The 16041-nt window shown below is 69.9% G+C and carries 10 protein-coding genes; 5 read left to right on the top strand and 5 right to left on the bottom strand.

Annotated features, from left to right (window positions below):
- Window positions 1–105 precede the first annotated feature (105 nt).
- Window positions 106–1104 (bottom strand): LacI family DNA-binding transcriptional regulator, encoded by a 999-nt coding sequence (locus ACIPSJ_RS35260; protein WP_359217226.1) that lies wholly within the window; start codon window positions 1102–1104, stop codon window positions 106–108.
- A gap of 188 nt (window positions 1105–1292) precedes the next feature.
- Here ACIPSJ_RS35260 and ACIPSJ_RS35255 point away from each other — a divergent pair, with 188 nt between their 5' ends.
- Window positions 1293–1832, top strand: a complete 540-nt coding sequence (locus ACIPSJ_RS35255; protein ID WP_355724211.1) for a hypothetical protein — start codon at window positions 1293–1295, stop codon at window positions 1830–1832.
- A 54-nt stretch (window positions 1833–1886) separates the two neighbouring features.
- Here ACIPSJ_RS35255 and ACIPSJ_RS35250 read toward each other — a convergent pair whose 3' ends face one another.
- Window positions 1887–3416 (bottom strand): helix-turn-helix domain-containing protein, encoded by a 1530-nt coding sequence (locus ACIPSJ_RS35250; protein ID WP_401351909.1) that lies wholly within the window; start codon window positions 3414–3416, stop codon window positions 1887–1889.
- Between the two features lie 353 nt (window positions 3417–3769).
- Between ACIPSJ_RS35250 and acnA the strand changes: the two genes are divergently transcribed.
- Window positions 3770–6484 carry an aconitate hydratase AcnA gene (gene acnA, locus ACIPSJ_RS35245; RefSeq protein WP_401351906.1) on the top strand — a complete coding sequence of 905 codons (2715 nt, stop codon included), beginning with the start codon at window positions 3770–3772 and terminating at the stop codon, window positions 6482–6484.
- 78 nt (window positions 6485–6562) lie between these two features.
- On the opposite strand, the gene ACIPSJ_RS35240 is transcribed toward acnA, so the two are convergent.
- The gene (locus tag ACIPSJ_RS35240; RefSeq protein ID WP_401351903.1) at window positions 6563–7564 is read right to left on the bottom strand and encodes a LuxR C-terminal-related transcriptional regulator; all 1002 of its coding nucleotides are present in this window, start codon (window positions 7562–7564) and stop codon (window positions 6563–6565) included.
- 76 nt (window positions 7565–7640) lie between these two features.
- Window positions 7641–11327: a S8 family serine peptidase gene (locus ACIPSJ_RS35235; protein ID WP_401351900.1), complete on the bottom strand. Its 3687-nt coding sequence runs from the start codon at window positions 11325–11327 to the stop codon at window positions 7641–7643.
- 289 nt (window positions 11328–11616) lie between these two features.
- Here ACIPSJ_RS35235 and ACIPSJ_RS35230 point away from each other — a divergent pair, with 289 nt between their 5' ends.
- Window positions 11617–12342, top strand: coding sequence for a response regulator transcription factor (locus ACIPSJ_RS35230; protein ID WP_359217202.1), 726 nt, complete (start codon window positions 11617–11619; stop codon window positions 12340–12342).
- The gene (locus ACIPSJ_RS35225; protein WP_401351897.1) at window positions 12339–13850 is read left to right on the top strand and encodes an ATP-binding protein; all 1512 of its coding nucleotides are present in this window, start codon (window positions 12339–12341) and stop codon (window positions 13848–13850) included. Before ACIPSJ_RS35230 ends, ACIPSJ_RS35225 begins: the two co-directional genes overlap by 4 nt.
- A 26-nt stretch (window positions 13851–13876) precedes the next feature.
- Here the strand turns inward: ACIPSJ_RS35225 and ACIPSJ_RS35220 are convergent, their stop codons facing one another.
- Window positions 13877–14491, bottom strand: a complete 615-nt coding sequence (locus ACIPSJ_RS35220; RefSeq protein ID WP_401351894.1) for a Uma2 family endonuclease — start codon at window positions 14489–14491, stop codon at window positions 13877–13879.
- Between the two features lie 259 nt (window positions 14492–14750).
- On the opposite strand from ACIPSJ_RS35220, the gene ACIPSJ_RS35215 reads away from it, so the two are divergent.
- Window positions 14751–15818, top strand: coding sequence for a lytic polysaccharide monooxygenase (locus tag ACIPSJ_RS35215; protein WP_401352511.1), 1068 nt, complete (start codon window positions 14751–14753; stop codon window positions 15816–15818).
- The last annotated feature ends 223 nt before the right edge of the window (window positions 15819–16041 follow it).

Below are 16041 nucleotides of genomic sequence, written 5' to 3'. Positions count from 1 at the left end.
GCCTCCCTAGTACGTGGACCGGCTCCCGCCCTCTCAGCCGCCGAGATCACGTGACGCAGTCTTGACCATCGCCGCGCCCGCCCGCCGGGGGAGCGGTCCGGCTCCTCACTCCGCCTTCGGCGGCGCGGTGCTCGCCCGGATCACCAGCTCGGGATCGAAGAGGAGTTCGCCGACGGGGACCTCACGGTTGCCCAGCAGCGCGAGGACGCTGCGGGCCACCTCGGGGGCGAGCCGGTCGGCCGGCTGGCGGACCGTGGTGAGCGGCGGATCGACGAAGTCCATGATCAGGGAGCCGTCGTAGCCGACGACCGAGACGTCCCCCGGGACGTCGTACCCCTGCCTCCGGGCGCCGCGGATCGCGCCCAGGGCCATGTAGTCGCTGGCGGCGACGACGGCAGTGGCCCCGCGGCCGAGCAGCGAGAGCGCGGCGGACTGGCCGCCCTCGACGGTGTACGACTGCCGGACCACCCACTGCTCCGGATCCGCGATGCCGCGCCGGGCGAGCGAGGCGACGAAGCCGTCGACCCGGCGGTCGGCCGGACGGTTGCCGACCGGGCCCGAGGCCATGCCGATACGGCGGTGCCCGAGCCGGTACAGGTGGTCGACGGCGAGTTCGGCGGCCAGCAGGTCGTCGGTGGAGAAGACCGGGGCGTCGTATCCGCCCTCGAACTGGCCGTTGATCCCGACGAACGGAATCCTGCGGGTGCGCAGCAGTTCGTACGCCTCGGGGTCCGCGTCCTCGATCGTGTTGCTGGCGGAGAGGAAGACGACGGCGGCGACACCCCGGTCGGCGAGGGAGGTCAGGTAGTCCGGCTCCTGCACTCCGCCGGGGAAGCAGGGGCACAGGATCGTCTTGAGACCGTGCGGGGCGAGCGTGGACTCGATCCGCTCGCACATGTCGGCGAAGAACGGGTTGGAGACCAACTCGGTGATGATCGCGACGAGTTGGCCCCGCGTCTGCCGCTCGTACCCCAGGTCGGCCATGGCCCGCTCGACCGCCTCACGGGTCTTGCGCGACACCCCCTGGCGCCGGTTGACGACCCGGCTGACCGTGGCCTCGCTGACCTGCGCCCGGTCCGCGACCTCGGTGATGCCGACCTTCATGCGGTTCCCTCCGTCGGTCCCCTTCTCCGGCTTGCAAGATTAGGGTGAAAACTCTCGGTTCTGTACGGCATGGAGAACCATGGCGTCGTACCGCGAAGAACTGCTCTCTGCCGCACAACCTTCTGGAAAGCCGCGGGTCTGAACAAACACACACCTACGCGAACTACCGGGGGGTAGCCATGCGACGGATGGGACGAACAGGTACGGCACTGGTCGCGATGATGCTGGCGGGTGGCGGCCTGCTGGCCGGCACGGTTCCGGCGGTGGCCGCGCCGACGGCGGTGGACTGCGCCGTGACATGGGGAAGCCTGGCCAAGACCGGCGACTCCACCGCCTCCAGGCGGCTGACCGACGTACGGACCGGACAGCACGAGTGCTACGACCGCCTGGTCTTCGACGCCCAGGGCACGTCGGCCGACCCGATCGGCTACACCGTCCGCTACGTCGACGTACTGCACCAGGACCCGAGCGACGCCGTGATCCCGATCAAGGGCGGAGCCATCCTGGAGATCTCGCTGTTCGCCCCGCGCTACGACCCGGCGACCGGAACGCCCTACCCGCCGCTTCCGTCCGTCGACGTCACCGGGTACCGGACCTTCCGCGAATTCAAGATCACCGGCGGCTCCGAGGGCTACACCCAGGCCGGACTCGGCGTCCGCGCCCGCCTCCCGTTCCGCGTCTTCCAGACCGCCAACCACCTCGTGGTGGACGTAGCCCACACCTGGTGACCCCGACGCGTGCCGCCGCACCCCTCAGGAGGGGCGCGGCGGCACGCGCGCGCGTCAGATGTCGCGGAAGATCTCGATCTGTGCCCCGATGGTGTTCAGGCGCTCCGCGAGGTCCTCGTAACCGCGGTTGATGACGTACACGTTGCGCAGTACGGAGGTGCCCTCGGCGGCCATCATGGCGAGGAGGACGACGACGGCCGGGCGCAGTGCCGGCGGGCACATCATCTCGGCGGCGCGCCAGCGGGTCGGGCCCTCGACCAGGACCCGGTGCGGGTCGAGGAGTTGCAGACGGCCGCCGAGGCGGTTCAGGTCGGTCAGATAGATCGCGCGGTTGTCGTAGACCCAGTCGTGGATCAGGGTCTTGCCCTGCGCGACCGCCGCGATGGCCGCGAAGAACGGGACGTTGTCGATGTTCAGGCCCGGGAACGGCATCGGGTGGATCTTGTCGATCGGCGCCTCCAGCTTGGAGGGGCGGACCGTGAGGTCGATCAGGCGGGTACGGCCGTTGTCCGCGAAGTACTCGGGGCTGCGGTCGTGGTCGAGCCCCATCTCCTCCAGGACCGCCAGCTCGATCTCCAGGAACTCGATGGGGACGCGGCGCACCGTCAGCTCCGACTCCGTCACCACCGCCGCGGCCAGCAGGCTCATCGCCTCGACCGGGTCCTCGGAGGGGGAGTAGTCCACGTCCACGTCGATGTTCGGGACGCCGTGCACGGTCAGCGTGGTCGTGCCGATGCCCTCGACCTTGACGCCCAGCGCCTCCAGGAAGAAGCAGAGGTCCTGGACCATGTAGTTGGAGGACGCGTTGCGGATGACGGTGACGCCGTCGTGGCGGGCGGCGGCCAGCAGCGCGTTCTCGGTCACCGTGTCGCCGCGCTCGGTCAGCACGATCGGGCGGTCCGGGCGGATCGCGCGGTCGACCTGCGCGTGGTACTGCCCCTCGGTCGCCGCGATGTCCAGGCCGAACCGGCGCAGCGCGATCATGTGCGGCTCGATGGTCCGGGTGCCGAGGTCGCAGCCGCCGGCGTACGGCAGCTTGAAGTGGTCCATGCGGTGCAGCAGCGGACCGAAGAACATGATGATCGAGCGGGTGCGTACGGCGGCCTCGGCGTCGATCGACGCCATGTCGAGGTCGGCCGGCGGCACCAGTTCCAGGTCGACGCCGTCGTTGATCCAGCGGGTGCGCACGCCGATGGAGTTGAGCACCTCCAGCAGGCGGTACACCTCCTCGATCCGGGCCACCCGGCGCAGCACCGTGCGCCCCTTGTTGAGCAGTGAGGCGCACAGCAGGGCCACGCACGCGTTCTTGCTGGTCTTCACGTCGATCGCGCCGGACAGCCGGCGACCGCCGACCACCCGCAGATGCATCGGGCCCGCGTAGCCCAGTGAGACGATCTCGCTGTCCAGGGCTTCACCGATTCGGGCGATCATCTCAAGGCTGATGTTTTGATTGCCGCGCTCGATGCGGTTGACAGCGCTCTGACTGGTGCCGAGCGCCTCCGCCAGCTGCGCCTGTGTCCAGCCGCGGTGTTGCCGGGCGTCACGGATGAGCTTGCCGATGCGTACGAGGTAGTCGTCTGACATGAGGCCGAGGTTATCTCAGATATGAGATGGTGCCCGGCAGGGGGGCCGTTCGGGTGACGGGCTGTCAGCGGGGCCCCGTGGCAGGGCTGGTCGAGGATCGGAATGTCCGGTGTGTCGCCGTATGCGGAAGTTTCGGGCGAGTGTGGGTCCCGAAACTCCGTCGGACGGCGGTCCGGGCATGACCATCCGGCCCCCGTGTACTAGAGTTATCTCGACATCGAGATATCTGCCAGGCGCACCGTGACCGCCACCCCAGTGAGGGTTACCTAACTTAGCCTTACCTTAGTGGATCGGCCAAGTCGGCGTGGCGGCAGGATCGTGGTGGTACGCGCACATCAATGAAGGAGACTGTCGTGTCGGCGAACAGCTTCGACGCCCGCAGCACGCTGCAGGTGGGCGACGAGTCGTACGAGATCTTCCGGCTGGACAAGGTGGAAGGCTCGGCTCGCCTTCCGTACAGCCTGAAGGTGCTGCTGGAGAACCTGCTCCGCACGGAGGACGGCGCGAACATCACCGCCGACCACATCCGCGCCCTCGGCGGCTGGGACTCGCAGGCCCAGCCCAGCCAGGAGATCCAGTTCACGCCGGCCCGCGTGATCATGCAGGACTTCACCGGTGTCCCGTGTGTCGTGGACCTCGCCACCATGCGTGAGGCCGTCAAGGAGCTGGGCGGCGACCCGGCGAAGATCAACCCGCTGGCCCCGGCCGAGCTGGTCATCGACCACTCCGTCATCGCCGACAAGTTCGGCACCAACGACGCCTTCAAGCAGAACGTCGAGCTGGAGTACGGCCGCAACAAGGAGCGCTACCAGTTCCTGCGCTGGGGCCAGACCGCGTTCGACGAGTTCAAGGTCGTCCCCCCGGGCACCGGCATCGTCCACCAGGTGAACATCGAGCACCTGGCCCGCACGGTGATGGTCCGGGGCGGGCAGGCCTACCCCGACACCCTGGTCGGCACCGACTCGCACACCACCATGGTCAACGGCCTCGGCGTCCTCGGCTGGGGCGTCGGCGGCATCGAGGCCGAGGCCGCGATGCTCGGCCAGCCGGTCTCCATGCTCATCCCGCGCGTCGTCGGCTTCAAGCTGACCGGTGAGCTGAAGCCCGGCACCACCGCCACGGACCTCGTCCTCACGATCACCGAGATGCTGCGCAAGCACGGCGTCGTCGGCAAGTTCGTCGAGTTCTACGGCGAGGGCGTGGCCGCCACCTCCCTCGCCAACCGCGCCACCATCGGCAACATGTCGCCCGAGTTCGGCTCCACCGCCGCGATCTTCCCGATCGACGACGAGACCCTGAACTACCTGCGCCTCACCGGCCGCTCCGACCAGCAGGTCGCGCTCGTCGAGGCGTACGCCAAGGAGCAGGGCCTCTGGCTGGACCCGAAGGCCGAGCCCGACTTCTCCGAGAAGCTGGAGCTGGACCTCTCCACGGTCGTCCCCTCCATCGCCGGCCCGAAGCGCCCGCAGGACCGTATCGTCCTCGCCAACGCCGCCGAGCAGTTCAAGACCGACGTCCGCAACTACGTGGACACCGCCGACGAGGCGGGCAAGGAGTCCTTCCCGGCCTCCGACGCCCCGGCCACCACCAACGGCGTCCCGACCAACCCGGTCACCGTGACGGCCCCCGACGGCACCACGTACGAGATCGACCACGGCGCGGTCACCGTCGCGGCCATCACCTCCTGCACCAACACCTCGAACCCGTACGTCATGGTCGCCGCCGCGCTCGTCGCGAAGAAGGCCGTGGAGAAGGGCCTGACCCGCAAGCCCTGGGTCAAGACCACCCTCGCCCCGGGTTCCAAGGTCGTCACCGACTACTTCGAGAAGGCGGGCCTGACCCCCTACCTCGACAAGGTCGGCTTCAACCTCGTCGGCTACGGCTGCACCACCTGCATCGGCAACTCCGGCCCGCTGCCGGAGGAGGTCTCCAAGGCCGTCAACGACCACGACCTGGCCGTGACCTCGGTCCTCTCCGGCAACCGCAACTTCGAGGGCCGGATCAACCCCGACGTCAAGATGAACTACCTGGCCTCCCCGCCGCTGGTGGTCGCCTACGCGCTCGCGGGCTCCATGAAGGTGGACATCACCAAGGATGCCCTCGGCACCGACCAGGACGGCAAGCCGGTCTACCTGTCGGACATCTGGCCGACCGAGGCCGAGGTCAACGACGTCGTCGCCAACGCGATCGGCGAGGACATGTTCAACAAGTCCTACGCCGACGTCTTCGCCGGTGACGCCCAGTGGCAGTCCCTCCCGGTCCCGACCGGCAACACCTTCGAGTGGGACGCCGAGTCGACCTACGTCCGCAAGCCCCCCTACTTCGAGGGCATGCAGCACGAGCCGTCCCCGGTCACCGACATCGCCGGCGCCCGCGTCCTCGCCAAGCTCGGCGACTCGGTCACCACCGACCACATCTCGCCCGCCGGCGCCATCAAGGCCGACACCCCGGCCGGCAAGTACCTCACCGAGCACGGTGTGGAGCGTCGTGACTTCAACAGCTACGGCTCCCGCCGAGGCAACCACGAGGTCATGATCCGCGGCACGTTCGCCAACATCCGCCTGCGCAACCAGATCGCGCCGGGCACCGAGGGCGGCTACACCCGCGACTTCACCCAGGCCGACGCGCCGGTGGCGTTCATCTACGACGCCTCCCGCAACTACATCGAGCAGGGCATCCCGCTGGTCGTCCTGGCCGGCAAGGAGTACGGCTCCGGCTCGTCCCGCGACTGGGCCGCCAAGGGCACCGCGCTGCTCGGCGTGAAGGCCGTCATCGCCGAGTCGTACGAGCGCATCCACCGCTCGAACCTCATCGGCATGGGCGTCCTCCCGCTCCAGTTCCCGGAGGGCGCCACCGCCGAGTCCCTCGGTCTGACCGGCGAGGAGACCTTCTCCTTCACCGGTGTCGAGGAGCTCAACAACGGCACCACCCCGCGCACGGTCAAGGTCACCACCGACACGGGCGTCGAGTTCGACGCGGTCGTCCGGATCGACACCCCCGGTGAGGCCGACTACTACCGCAACGGCGGCATCATGCAGTACGTGCTGCGCAGCCTGATCCGCAAGTAAGCGGTACGGAACGGCAGCCGAGGGCCGCCTTCCCGGTACGCCGGGGGGCGGCCCTTCGCCGTACCCGGACCGCTACGGCTACACCCAGCCCCGCTGGGCGGCCCGCACCCCCAGCTGGAACCTGCTCGCCGCCCCCAGCCGCTCCTGCAGCTCGCTCACCCGCCGCCGCAGTGTCCTGAGGCTCACGCCCAGATGGCGGGCCACCGCCTCGTCCTTCATCCCGGCCGACAGCAGCCTGATCAACGTTCTCTCGCCCGCGGTGAGTTCACCGTCGCCGACCGGTCGGCCGAGCGGCGTCGCCTGCTGCCAGGCCAGCTCGAAGAGCTTCTGGAGGGCCTCGGTCACCGCCGAGTGCCACACCACGACGGCGCAGTACCCGCCCGCCTCGGAGGCGGTCAGCGGGAGCATCGCCCGGCATCCGTCGACCACCAGCAGTTTGAGGGGCACGGAAGGCAACACCCGTGCCTGCTCGCCGAGTTCCGCCATCGTCCAGGCCCGCGCGAGGACCTTCGGATCCTCCAGGGCGGTCGCCGCGTAGACACCGCGAGAGACGATCCCGCGCCTGAGCAGATCGGCCTGGAGGTCCACCTGCGGGGCCGGCGGGGCGAGATACGGCGGCGTGTCGAAGAGGCACACCTCGTACTCGGCGCGCGCGTACAGCTCCTCCAGGCGGGCCGCGATGGCGCCCTCGCCGGACGCGACCTCGACCAGCCGGGACGGCTCCTCGCGCAGCAGTCCCGCCTCGTACGCGGTCGCCATCTCCTCGGCGGTGGAGGCGAGCAGTTCGGACTCCGTCTCGCGCCGCCGGATCAGCGCGCGGATCGCCACCCGCGGGTCGACCGCCCGCAACCCGCCCATCGAGTCGGGCGCCTGGAGCAGCCCGAGCCCGAGCAGCCGGTTGCAGGACTCGCGGACCTGGGCCGGGGACGCCCCGGCCAGCAGCGCCCAGCCGCCCGCGCCGATGTCCGGCTGCTGAAGGATCGTCCGGTACACCCGCTCGTCGAAGGCGGAGACCCCCACCACGGCCCAGGGGCTCGTGGCGGGGGTCTGTCTTGCCTGTTCGTGTGCCGTGTTCACCATGGCCCGGTACGGTAGGCGATCCTTGTTAAGGCTCGTCGTACAGAGGCGGGCCATGACTCACTTCAAGCCGCGCCGCTCACTTCAGGCCGAACGCCCGCAGCACGGTCTGGTCGATCCGGTTGCCGTCCCGGTCGGTGGCCCGCACCCGCAGCGACACCGACTCCGCGCCCTTCGCGGGCTTGAACCGTGCCTCGCCGTGCCTGACCTTCACCTCCTTCCAGGACGTGCCGTCGTCGTACGAGACCCAGGCCTTCAGCTCGCGTGCCTTGACGTTCCCCGACTGGTCGGTGATCGAGAGGCCGACCACCGACTCCTGTCCGCCGTCGACGCGGTTGAGGAGGTCGAGCCTCTTCGGGGTGATACCGAGGCTGAGCAGCGGCAGCGCGGTCGTGGTGGCGGTGTGCGCCGAGGCGAAGGACCACTCGGTGTGCGTGCTCGTGGAGTACACGGCCCAGTCGGCCGTGCGCCGTGCGTCCAGGACGAAGCGGTACGAGGCCTGGTCCGCCGGTACGTCGAAGGTGCCGTACCCGCCGAGGGCCGAGTCGCCGACCACCTGCCCGTTCGCGTACAGCGTGCCGGTCGCGGTGTTCTGGGTGCCGTCCACGGATCCGTAGTGGCCCGGTGTGGAGTCGGTCAACTCCGGTATCCGCAAGGTGAGTTTGTCGCCGGTGCGCTGGGAGAGGCCGTATGCCGCGCTGGACGCCGGACGGACGACCTGGCGCAGCCAGTCCTCGGCGGGCTCCGTGGTCGCCCTGTCGTAGGTCTTCAGGGGGCTCCACTCGCCCTTGAGCGCCTTCGAGTCGGGGTAGACGGAGTGCACGGTACGGGTGTCGGGGTCGGCGTAGTAGTACTCGGTGCGTTCGGTGCCGAGTTGCAGGCGGTTGGGGGTCTCCAGGCTGAACTGCTGCCAGGGGCGGAACGTGAACAGGGTGTCCATGCCCGTCTCGCCGGCCGTGGCCCCGTAGTAGCGGGCCGTCCGCTTCGCCGTGTCGGAGCCGTCCAGACGGTACGTCTGGTCCGCCGTGATGGAACCGCTCTGCGCGGCGAGCAGGTTGTAGACGTACGGACTGACCGGCGTGCCGCCCAGCTTCAGCGTGACCTTCTTGCCGGTCCGCAGGAGACCGGTGAGCTCGGCGCCCTCCTCGCCGGTGGCGATCATCGTCGGGACGGTGGTGGCCTTGTCCACGGCCTCGATCCAGAAGCCGGGCGTCTTGCGGTACACGATGAGGTAACCCGCGCCGGCCTTGGTCGCGTTGTCCAGGGCGCTCTGCGCCCGCTCGGTGGCGCCGACCCCGACCACCGCGACCTTGCCCTTGACGTCCAGCCCCGCGAAGTCGGCCGCGGTACCGCCACCCGCGTCCACCGCCTGCACCGTGTGCTCACCGCTGATCTTCAGCGGGAAGCCGTTGTAGGTCTGCGAGTAGTAGAGCGACGACAGCGCCGTCTTCCGCGGGCTGGTGACGCTCGCCGTCAGCTCCTTCGCGTACAGCCGGAACTTGGCGGAGAACTCCAGGGTCCCCTCGGTGACCTTCGGGGTCGGCGCCACGTAGATGTGGTCCGTCCACCAGCCCTGGCTGTACGTCACCCCCCAGGCGCCGCCCGGCCCTTCGCGGTGCCAGGAGGTGCTGAAGCCCTGGAACTCGGAGTCCTCCTTGGTCTTCGGCTTGATCTCCACCGCCTTGCGGGCGTCGAGGACGACCTCGGTGTTCCCGTCGACCTTGATCTCCGGGTTGCCGACGACGGAGGTACCGACGGCCGTCCCGCCCGCGTCGCGGTCCGGGATCCAGGCCGCGATGGAGTAGGTGCCGGCCGGAACCTGCCAGGTCCAGCCCGAGCCGATGAAGCCGTACTCGTTGGGGTAGGCGCCGTTGATCTCCTGCAACGTGTAGATCGAGGCGCCGGTGGACGGGTTGCCCTGCCGGTTCACGAGGGACACCTTCAGGTCGTACGTCTTCGGCGCCTTCTCGAAACCGACGCCCGTGGTGACCTGGACGCCGTCGGCGGTCGCGGTGACATGACCGGTGTAGCGGCCCTGGGCCTCACCCGCCGGGTCGACGCCGACCGGGACCGTGGCGGTGCCGTTCGCGGGCACCGTCACCGCACCGGCCCCCAGCGCGAGGTCCGCGAGGCTCGACGCGACCTTCAACTCCACCGCCTTGTCGGTGGTGTTGGTGTACGTGATGTCCTTGGAGACGACATCGTTGTCCCCGTCCTCGAACCTGCCGAAGCTCAGCGTCGGGGTCGCGAAGACGCCCTGCCGCACCGCCCGTACGGCGTCGACCCGGCCGTCGCCCTGCTCGAAGGCCGTGGCGTCCGTCATGGTCTTCGCGGTGCTCGCCAGGTCGGCCTTGATCTGCTGGCCCGTCCAGTCGGGATGCGCCTCGGCGACCAGCGCCGCCGCGCCCGCGACGTGCGGGGTCGCCATCGACGTACCGCTGGCCGTCGTGTAGTAGTCGTCCACCGGGGTGCCCATGCTGGTCCCGGCCGCGCGGGCCGCCGTGATGTTCACGCCCGGCGCGGTGATCTCCGGTTTGACCGCGAAGTCGCCGGTGCGCGGGCCGCGGCTGGAGAACGAGGCCAGGTTGTCGGACTTGTCGACGGCGCCGACCGTCAGGGCCGAGTCCGCGATGCCGGGGGTGCCGACGGTCTGGTCGGACGGGCCCGCGTTGCCCGCCGCGATCACGAAGAGGGCGCCCGTGGCGGCGGACAGCTCGTCGACGGTCTCGCTCATCACGTCCGAGGCGCCCGAGGCCGTACCGCCCAGGGACATGGAGACGATCTTCGCGCCGGAGTTCGCCGCCCACTCCATGCCGGAGATGATCCAGGACTCCTGGCCGCTGCCCGTGTTGTCCAGCACCTTGCCGACCAGCAGCTGCGCGCCCGGCGCCACGCCCTTGTACCTGCCGTCCGAGGCGGCGCCCGAACCGACGATCGTGTCGGCCACATGGGTGCCGTGGCCGAAGCCGTCCTGCACCGTCTCGTCCGGTACGAAGCTCTCCGAGTCGGCGATCCTCCCGGCGAGATCCGGGTGGCCGGTGTCCACACCGGTGTCCAGGACCGCGACCTTGACGCCCGTGCCGTCGTAGCCCGCCTTCCAGACCTCGGGTGCGCCGATCTGCGGCACGCTCTGGTCGAGCGACACCTTCACCCTGGCGTCGAGCCAGATCTTGTCGATGCCGTCGCCGAGCTGCCCCGCGGCCTTCGCGGTGGGCTCGGTGCCGGCGGCGGGGGCGACGTCCGCCCAGAAGGCGGTCGACTTCTTCGCCGCCAGCGCGGCGCCGTCGATCCCGGGCAGCGCGAGCGTACGGCGTGCGCCCTCGGGGATCTCGCTGCCCTTCCTGTACGTCGCGATCACCGGAGTGGTGCCGGTCCGCTCGTCCGCGTACCCCTGCTTCACCAGTTGGGTGACATTGAACAGGGCCGGGTCGAGACGGCCCGCCCGGAGCAGCGGGATGGCGTCCGACGGTACGACACTGACCTCGCCGTTCTGCTCACTGGACAGGAAGGTGACGGCGTCACGGCCCTTGCCGTGCCGGACGTCGACGCCGTACTTGCCGTCCGCGGCGGCGGTGAGGGTCACGGTGTCGCCGGTGACGAGGGTGATGGTCTGCGCGCTCGTGGCGCGGGACGCGGTGACGCTCCGGGCGGCGGTGGCGACCGGTCCGTCGACCGGGGACACGGGACCGGCCGCGGCGGGAGCGACAGCCCCCGCCAGCAGTCCGGCCGCCCCTGCCGCGGCCCAGAGGGCGTGGAGTCTTCGCATGTGTGGACTTCCTCCCCTGAACGCTGAAACGCTTCCGGCCCGGTGGGCGGAAGCCAGTGATCAGAGTGAGCGCTGCACGGAAAGCGGCTCAAGGGATCGCTGTGGCCGAGGCGTGCCAATGCCCGCTTCGGCCACGGCGGTTGGTGGGGAACGGTGCGCCCCGGGCCGGAGCGGCGATCGGTTCTGGACGTTCCGGTGCGGAACGCCGTCCAGGAACGCGGCCCGGTCACATGGCTGTGGCCCAGTCGGAACACAGGATTCCCTCAGCGGACCGGGACAGTATCGAGACATGTCTGGCACCTCCGCGTCCCGAACCGGCCGAGTCCGCGTCCTGATCGTCGACGACGAGCCCGCTCTCACCGAGCTGCTCTCGGCCGCCGTCGCCGACGCGGGCTGGCGCCCCTACCCCGCGCTCGACGGACAGACGGCCCTGCGGCTGGCCCGCGGCTGCGCCCCGCACGCGGTGGTCCTCGACGGGATGCTGCCCGACCTCGACGGCCTCCAGGTGCTGCGCAGACTCCGTTACGAGATGCCGAAGCTGCCCGTCCTGATGCTCACCGCCCGCGATGCCGTCGAACACCGTATCGACGGTCTGGAGGCGGGGGCCGACGACTACGTCACCAAGCCCTTCTCCGTGGCCGAGGTCGTGCTCCGGGTGCGCGGACTGCTGCGCCGGGCCGGCACCGAACGGACTTCCGTCGAGGACTCCGTACGCGTCCTGGGCGACCTGGTGCTGACCGGGGAGTCCCGCGAGGTGCAGCGGGCCGGGACCTCGATCAGGCTGACCGCCAAGGAGTTCGACCTGCTCAGCCTGTTGCTGGACCATCCCCGCCAGGTGCTCAGCAAGGCCCAGATCCTCGAACACGTCTGGAGCACCTCCTTCGACGGCGGCGGCAACCTCGTCGAGGTCTACATCTCCAGCCTGCGCCGCAAGCTCGACCGGGGCCGCGCCCCGATGATCCACACCGTGCGCGGCATGGGATACGTCGTACGACCCGTGGAGGACGGCAGATGACCGCCCGGTTGCGGAGCCGGTCGCTGCGTACGCGACTGCTCGTCTTCATCACCGCCGTCCTGGTCTGCGTCTGCGCGGCGATGGCCCTGACCACCGTCCTCGCCCAACGCGCCTATCTGATGGGCAGCCTGGACAACCGGGTGAGCGACGCGGCCGAGCGCGGAGTGGGCGGCGCCGCCCTGCACCCCGAACTCACCCGCGATCTGACCTTCATCCACGAGAGCGGCCAGCCGGCCGGCATGCTCGCCGCCCGCCTCGACGCCCAGGGCAACATCCTGAGCGCGGCCGTCGTCACCCAGGACGCGCCCCCGACCTCGCTCACCACCGCCCAGACCGCCGCTCTCCAGGGCATGGCCCAGGACGGCTCCACCCACACCCGCCAGGTCCCCGGCCTCGGCACCTACCGGGTCACCGCCCTGAACGCGAGCGGCATCCGGGTCCTGGCCGGCCTCCCCATGGACGACGTGCTGGACACCATCGGCGGCCTGGTGGCGGTCGAGACCGTGGTCGCGGCGGTCGGACTCACGGTCGCGGGCTGTGTCTGCGCCGTGGTGATACGACGGCAGCTGCGCCCCCTCGGCCGGGTCGCCGCCACCGCCGTGGAGGTCTCGCACGCGCCCCTCGGACGGGGCCAGGTGACCGGCCTGACCAGAGTGCCCGAAAAGGACACCGACCCCGGCAGCGAGGCCGGCCAGGTGGGCGCCGCCCTCAACCGGATGATCGACCACGTCGAGGCGTCACTGGCGGAGCGCCAGCGCAGCGAGGAGCAGGTGCGCCGGAGCGAGGAGCGCATGCGCCGCTTCCTGGCCGACGCCAGCCACGAACTGCGCACCCCGCTGGCCTCGATCGCCGGATACGCCGAGCTGATGAACCGCGGCACGGACCGGATCGAACCGGGTCTCGCCTGGCGCCGGGTCAACGCCGAGTCCGCCCGCATGCGCAGCCTCGTCGAGGACCTCCTGCTCCTGGCCCGCCTCGACGAGGGCCGCCCGCTCCAGTCCGCCGAGGTGGACATGACCGCGTTGGTCGCGGAGGCGGTGTGGGACGCTCGGGCCGCCGGCGTCGGACACCACTGGCAACTCGAACTCGGCCCGGGCGAACCGGCGCTGGTACTGGGCGACGAGGCCCGTCTGCACCAGGTGGTGGCCAACCTGCTGGCCAACGCGCGGATCCACACCCCCGAGGGCACGACGGTGACCGCCACGGTCGAGGCCACCGCCACCACCTGTGTGATCCGCGTCCGCGACGACGGACCGGGTATCCCGCCCGGCCTTCTCCCCACCATCTTCGAACGCTTCACCCGGGCGGACACCTCCCGCACCCGTGCCGGTGTCCTGGAGGGCGGTTCGGGCCTCGGTCTCGCGATCGTCGACGCGATCACGACGGCCCACGGCGGCCGCATCGACGTACAGAGCGCGCCGGGCCGTACGGAGTTCACCATCGAGCTGCCCATCGCCGAACTCCCGCCCACGGACACGGCGGTACGGGCCCGCCCGGCATCGGTCTAGGAAGCGCCGTGCCGGAAGGAGCGTGGTCAGAATCCGACGAGGGCGGCGAGGTCGATCTCAACCGGGAACGGCAGTTCGGTGAGGAGCTTGCCGTGGTGCACCGGGTGCATGGGGGCCGGGATGTACGTCAGGGTGTCCGCGTTGAGCCAGTACTCGTGCACCGCCAGTTTCTGGTCCCTGTCGAGTTCGACTCGCCAGTAGCACGGGACCTTGGCGGCGGCGAACTGTGCGGGCTTGCTCACGCGGTCGTCGCGGCGGGAGCCGGGGGACACGACCTCGACCACGAGGGCGAGGTGGGCCGTTGGAATGCACTCCGCCTCGAAGAAGTTCAGCTTTCGGGGATCGAAGACGATCACGTCGGGTTTGACGACGTTCCGGTCGTCCAGCATGACGCATTGTTCGTTCAGGACCCGGTAGGGCTGCACGAGGGCCGTCCTGAGGGCATCGGCGATACCGTCCCGTACGGCGTTGTGCCAGACGTTGGTCTGCCCACGGGCCACGATCACTCCGTCCACGAGTTCCCAGTCGAAGGGCAGTTCCAGGTCTTTGACCTGATCGAATGTCCAGCCGTCAGCAGGCGGGAACATCCAGTTGTCCTCGTTGGCCGGTCCCTGCTGGCGTGTCGTCATCACTGCTCCCATGGGCGAGAGTGTGGACGCGGTGACGCGTCGTGATCCTCTGTACGAAGGTATCGCCACCCGAAGCGGTGAAGCCATGCCGCGCCGTTTACACCCGCCCCCGTCCGCGCTAGCTTCACAGGAGAGTGGGGTGGGAGCGCTCCCATCAGCCTCGGCGGACCGGAACCCGCCCGGCGTGCCGGGTCCGCTCCCGCCCCGCGTCCATCTCCCCGACCCGCGCACGACCGTTCACCCCACGCAGAGGGAGTTGCCTGTCATGGCTATGACAAGAGAACCCCGATTACCCCTCCCCACCCGAGGCCGAGCCCTCTTCCTCGCCCTCCTCGCCCTCCTCACCACGGTCCCCGCCCTCGCCCTGATCCTGGCCGCCGGTGCTCCGGCCCAGGCGCACGGCACCCCGATGAAGCCCGGCAGCCGTACCTTCCTGTGCTGGCAGGACGGGCTCACCGACACCGGTGAGATCAAGCCCGTCAACCCGGCCTGCAAGGCGGCCCAGCAGGTCAGCGGGACCACGCCGTTCTACAACTGGTTCTCCGTGCTGCGCTCGGACGGCGCGGGGCGCACCCGCGGCTTCGTGCCGGACGGCTCGCTGTGCAGCGGCGGCAACCCCAACTTCACCGGCTTCGACCTGCCCCGCGACGACTGGCCGGTCACCCACCTCACCTCGGGTGCGACCGTCGACTTCTCCTACAACGCCTGGGCGGCACACCCAGGTTGGTTCTACGTCTACGTCACCAAGGACGGCTACGACCCGACCCGGCCGCTCACCTGGGACGACATGGAGGACACCCCGTTCCTGACCGTCGACCACCCGCCGCTCAACGGCACCCCGGGCACGGTCGAGGCCAACTACTCCTGGACCGGGCGGCTTCCGGCGAACAAGACCGGCCGCAACATCATCTACATGGTGTGGCAGCGCTCGGACAGCACGGAGACCTTCTACTCCTGCTCCGACGTGGTCTTCGACGGCGGCAACGGGGAGGTCACCGGCATCCACGACCCGGGCAACCCCACCGAACCCCCGCCCGGCACCTGCACCGCCACCCGGACCACCACCAACAGCTGGCCCGGCGGCTACCAGTCCCAGGTCACCGTCACCAACAGCGGTGATGTCGCGATGCTCGGCTGGATGGTCGACTGGACGCTCCCGGCCGGCCAGTCGGTGGCCAGCCTCTGGAACGGCAACGCCACCTACAGCGGACAGGGCGTGATGGTCCACAACGCCGACTGGAACGGCTCGCTCAGTCCCGGGCAGAGCACCACCTTCGGCTACGTCGTCCAGGGCGACGGCGGGGACAGTGCGACCGACCTGCCCTGTCAGGTCGGTTGACCTGGGTGACCGCTCTGGGCGGACCCGGTGTCGGTGCACACCGGGTCCGCGAGCCGGGCAGGCGAGGGGGGGATGGGTGGCCTGTCCGGGGGGAAGTGGTTCGGCTTGTGTCGACGCTGTGACGTGCGACAACGTTGTCTCATGGTCTGTACATGACTCTACCGCCTCAACCGACAACGATGTCAACCCACTTGGGGTAGCCCGACCGGGTGAAACGCGTCGG

It is taken from the genome of Streptomyces sp. NPDC090088, from assembly GCF_044747345.1.
Lineage (GTDB): Bacteria > Actinomycetota > Actinomycetes > Streptomycetales > Streptomycetaceae > Streptomyces.
This window is presented reverse-complemented; position numbering and strand designations above follow the sequence as displayed.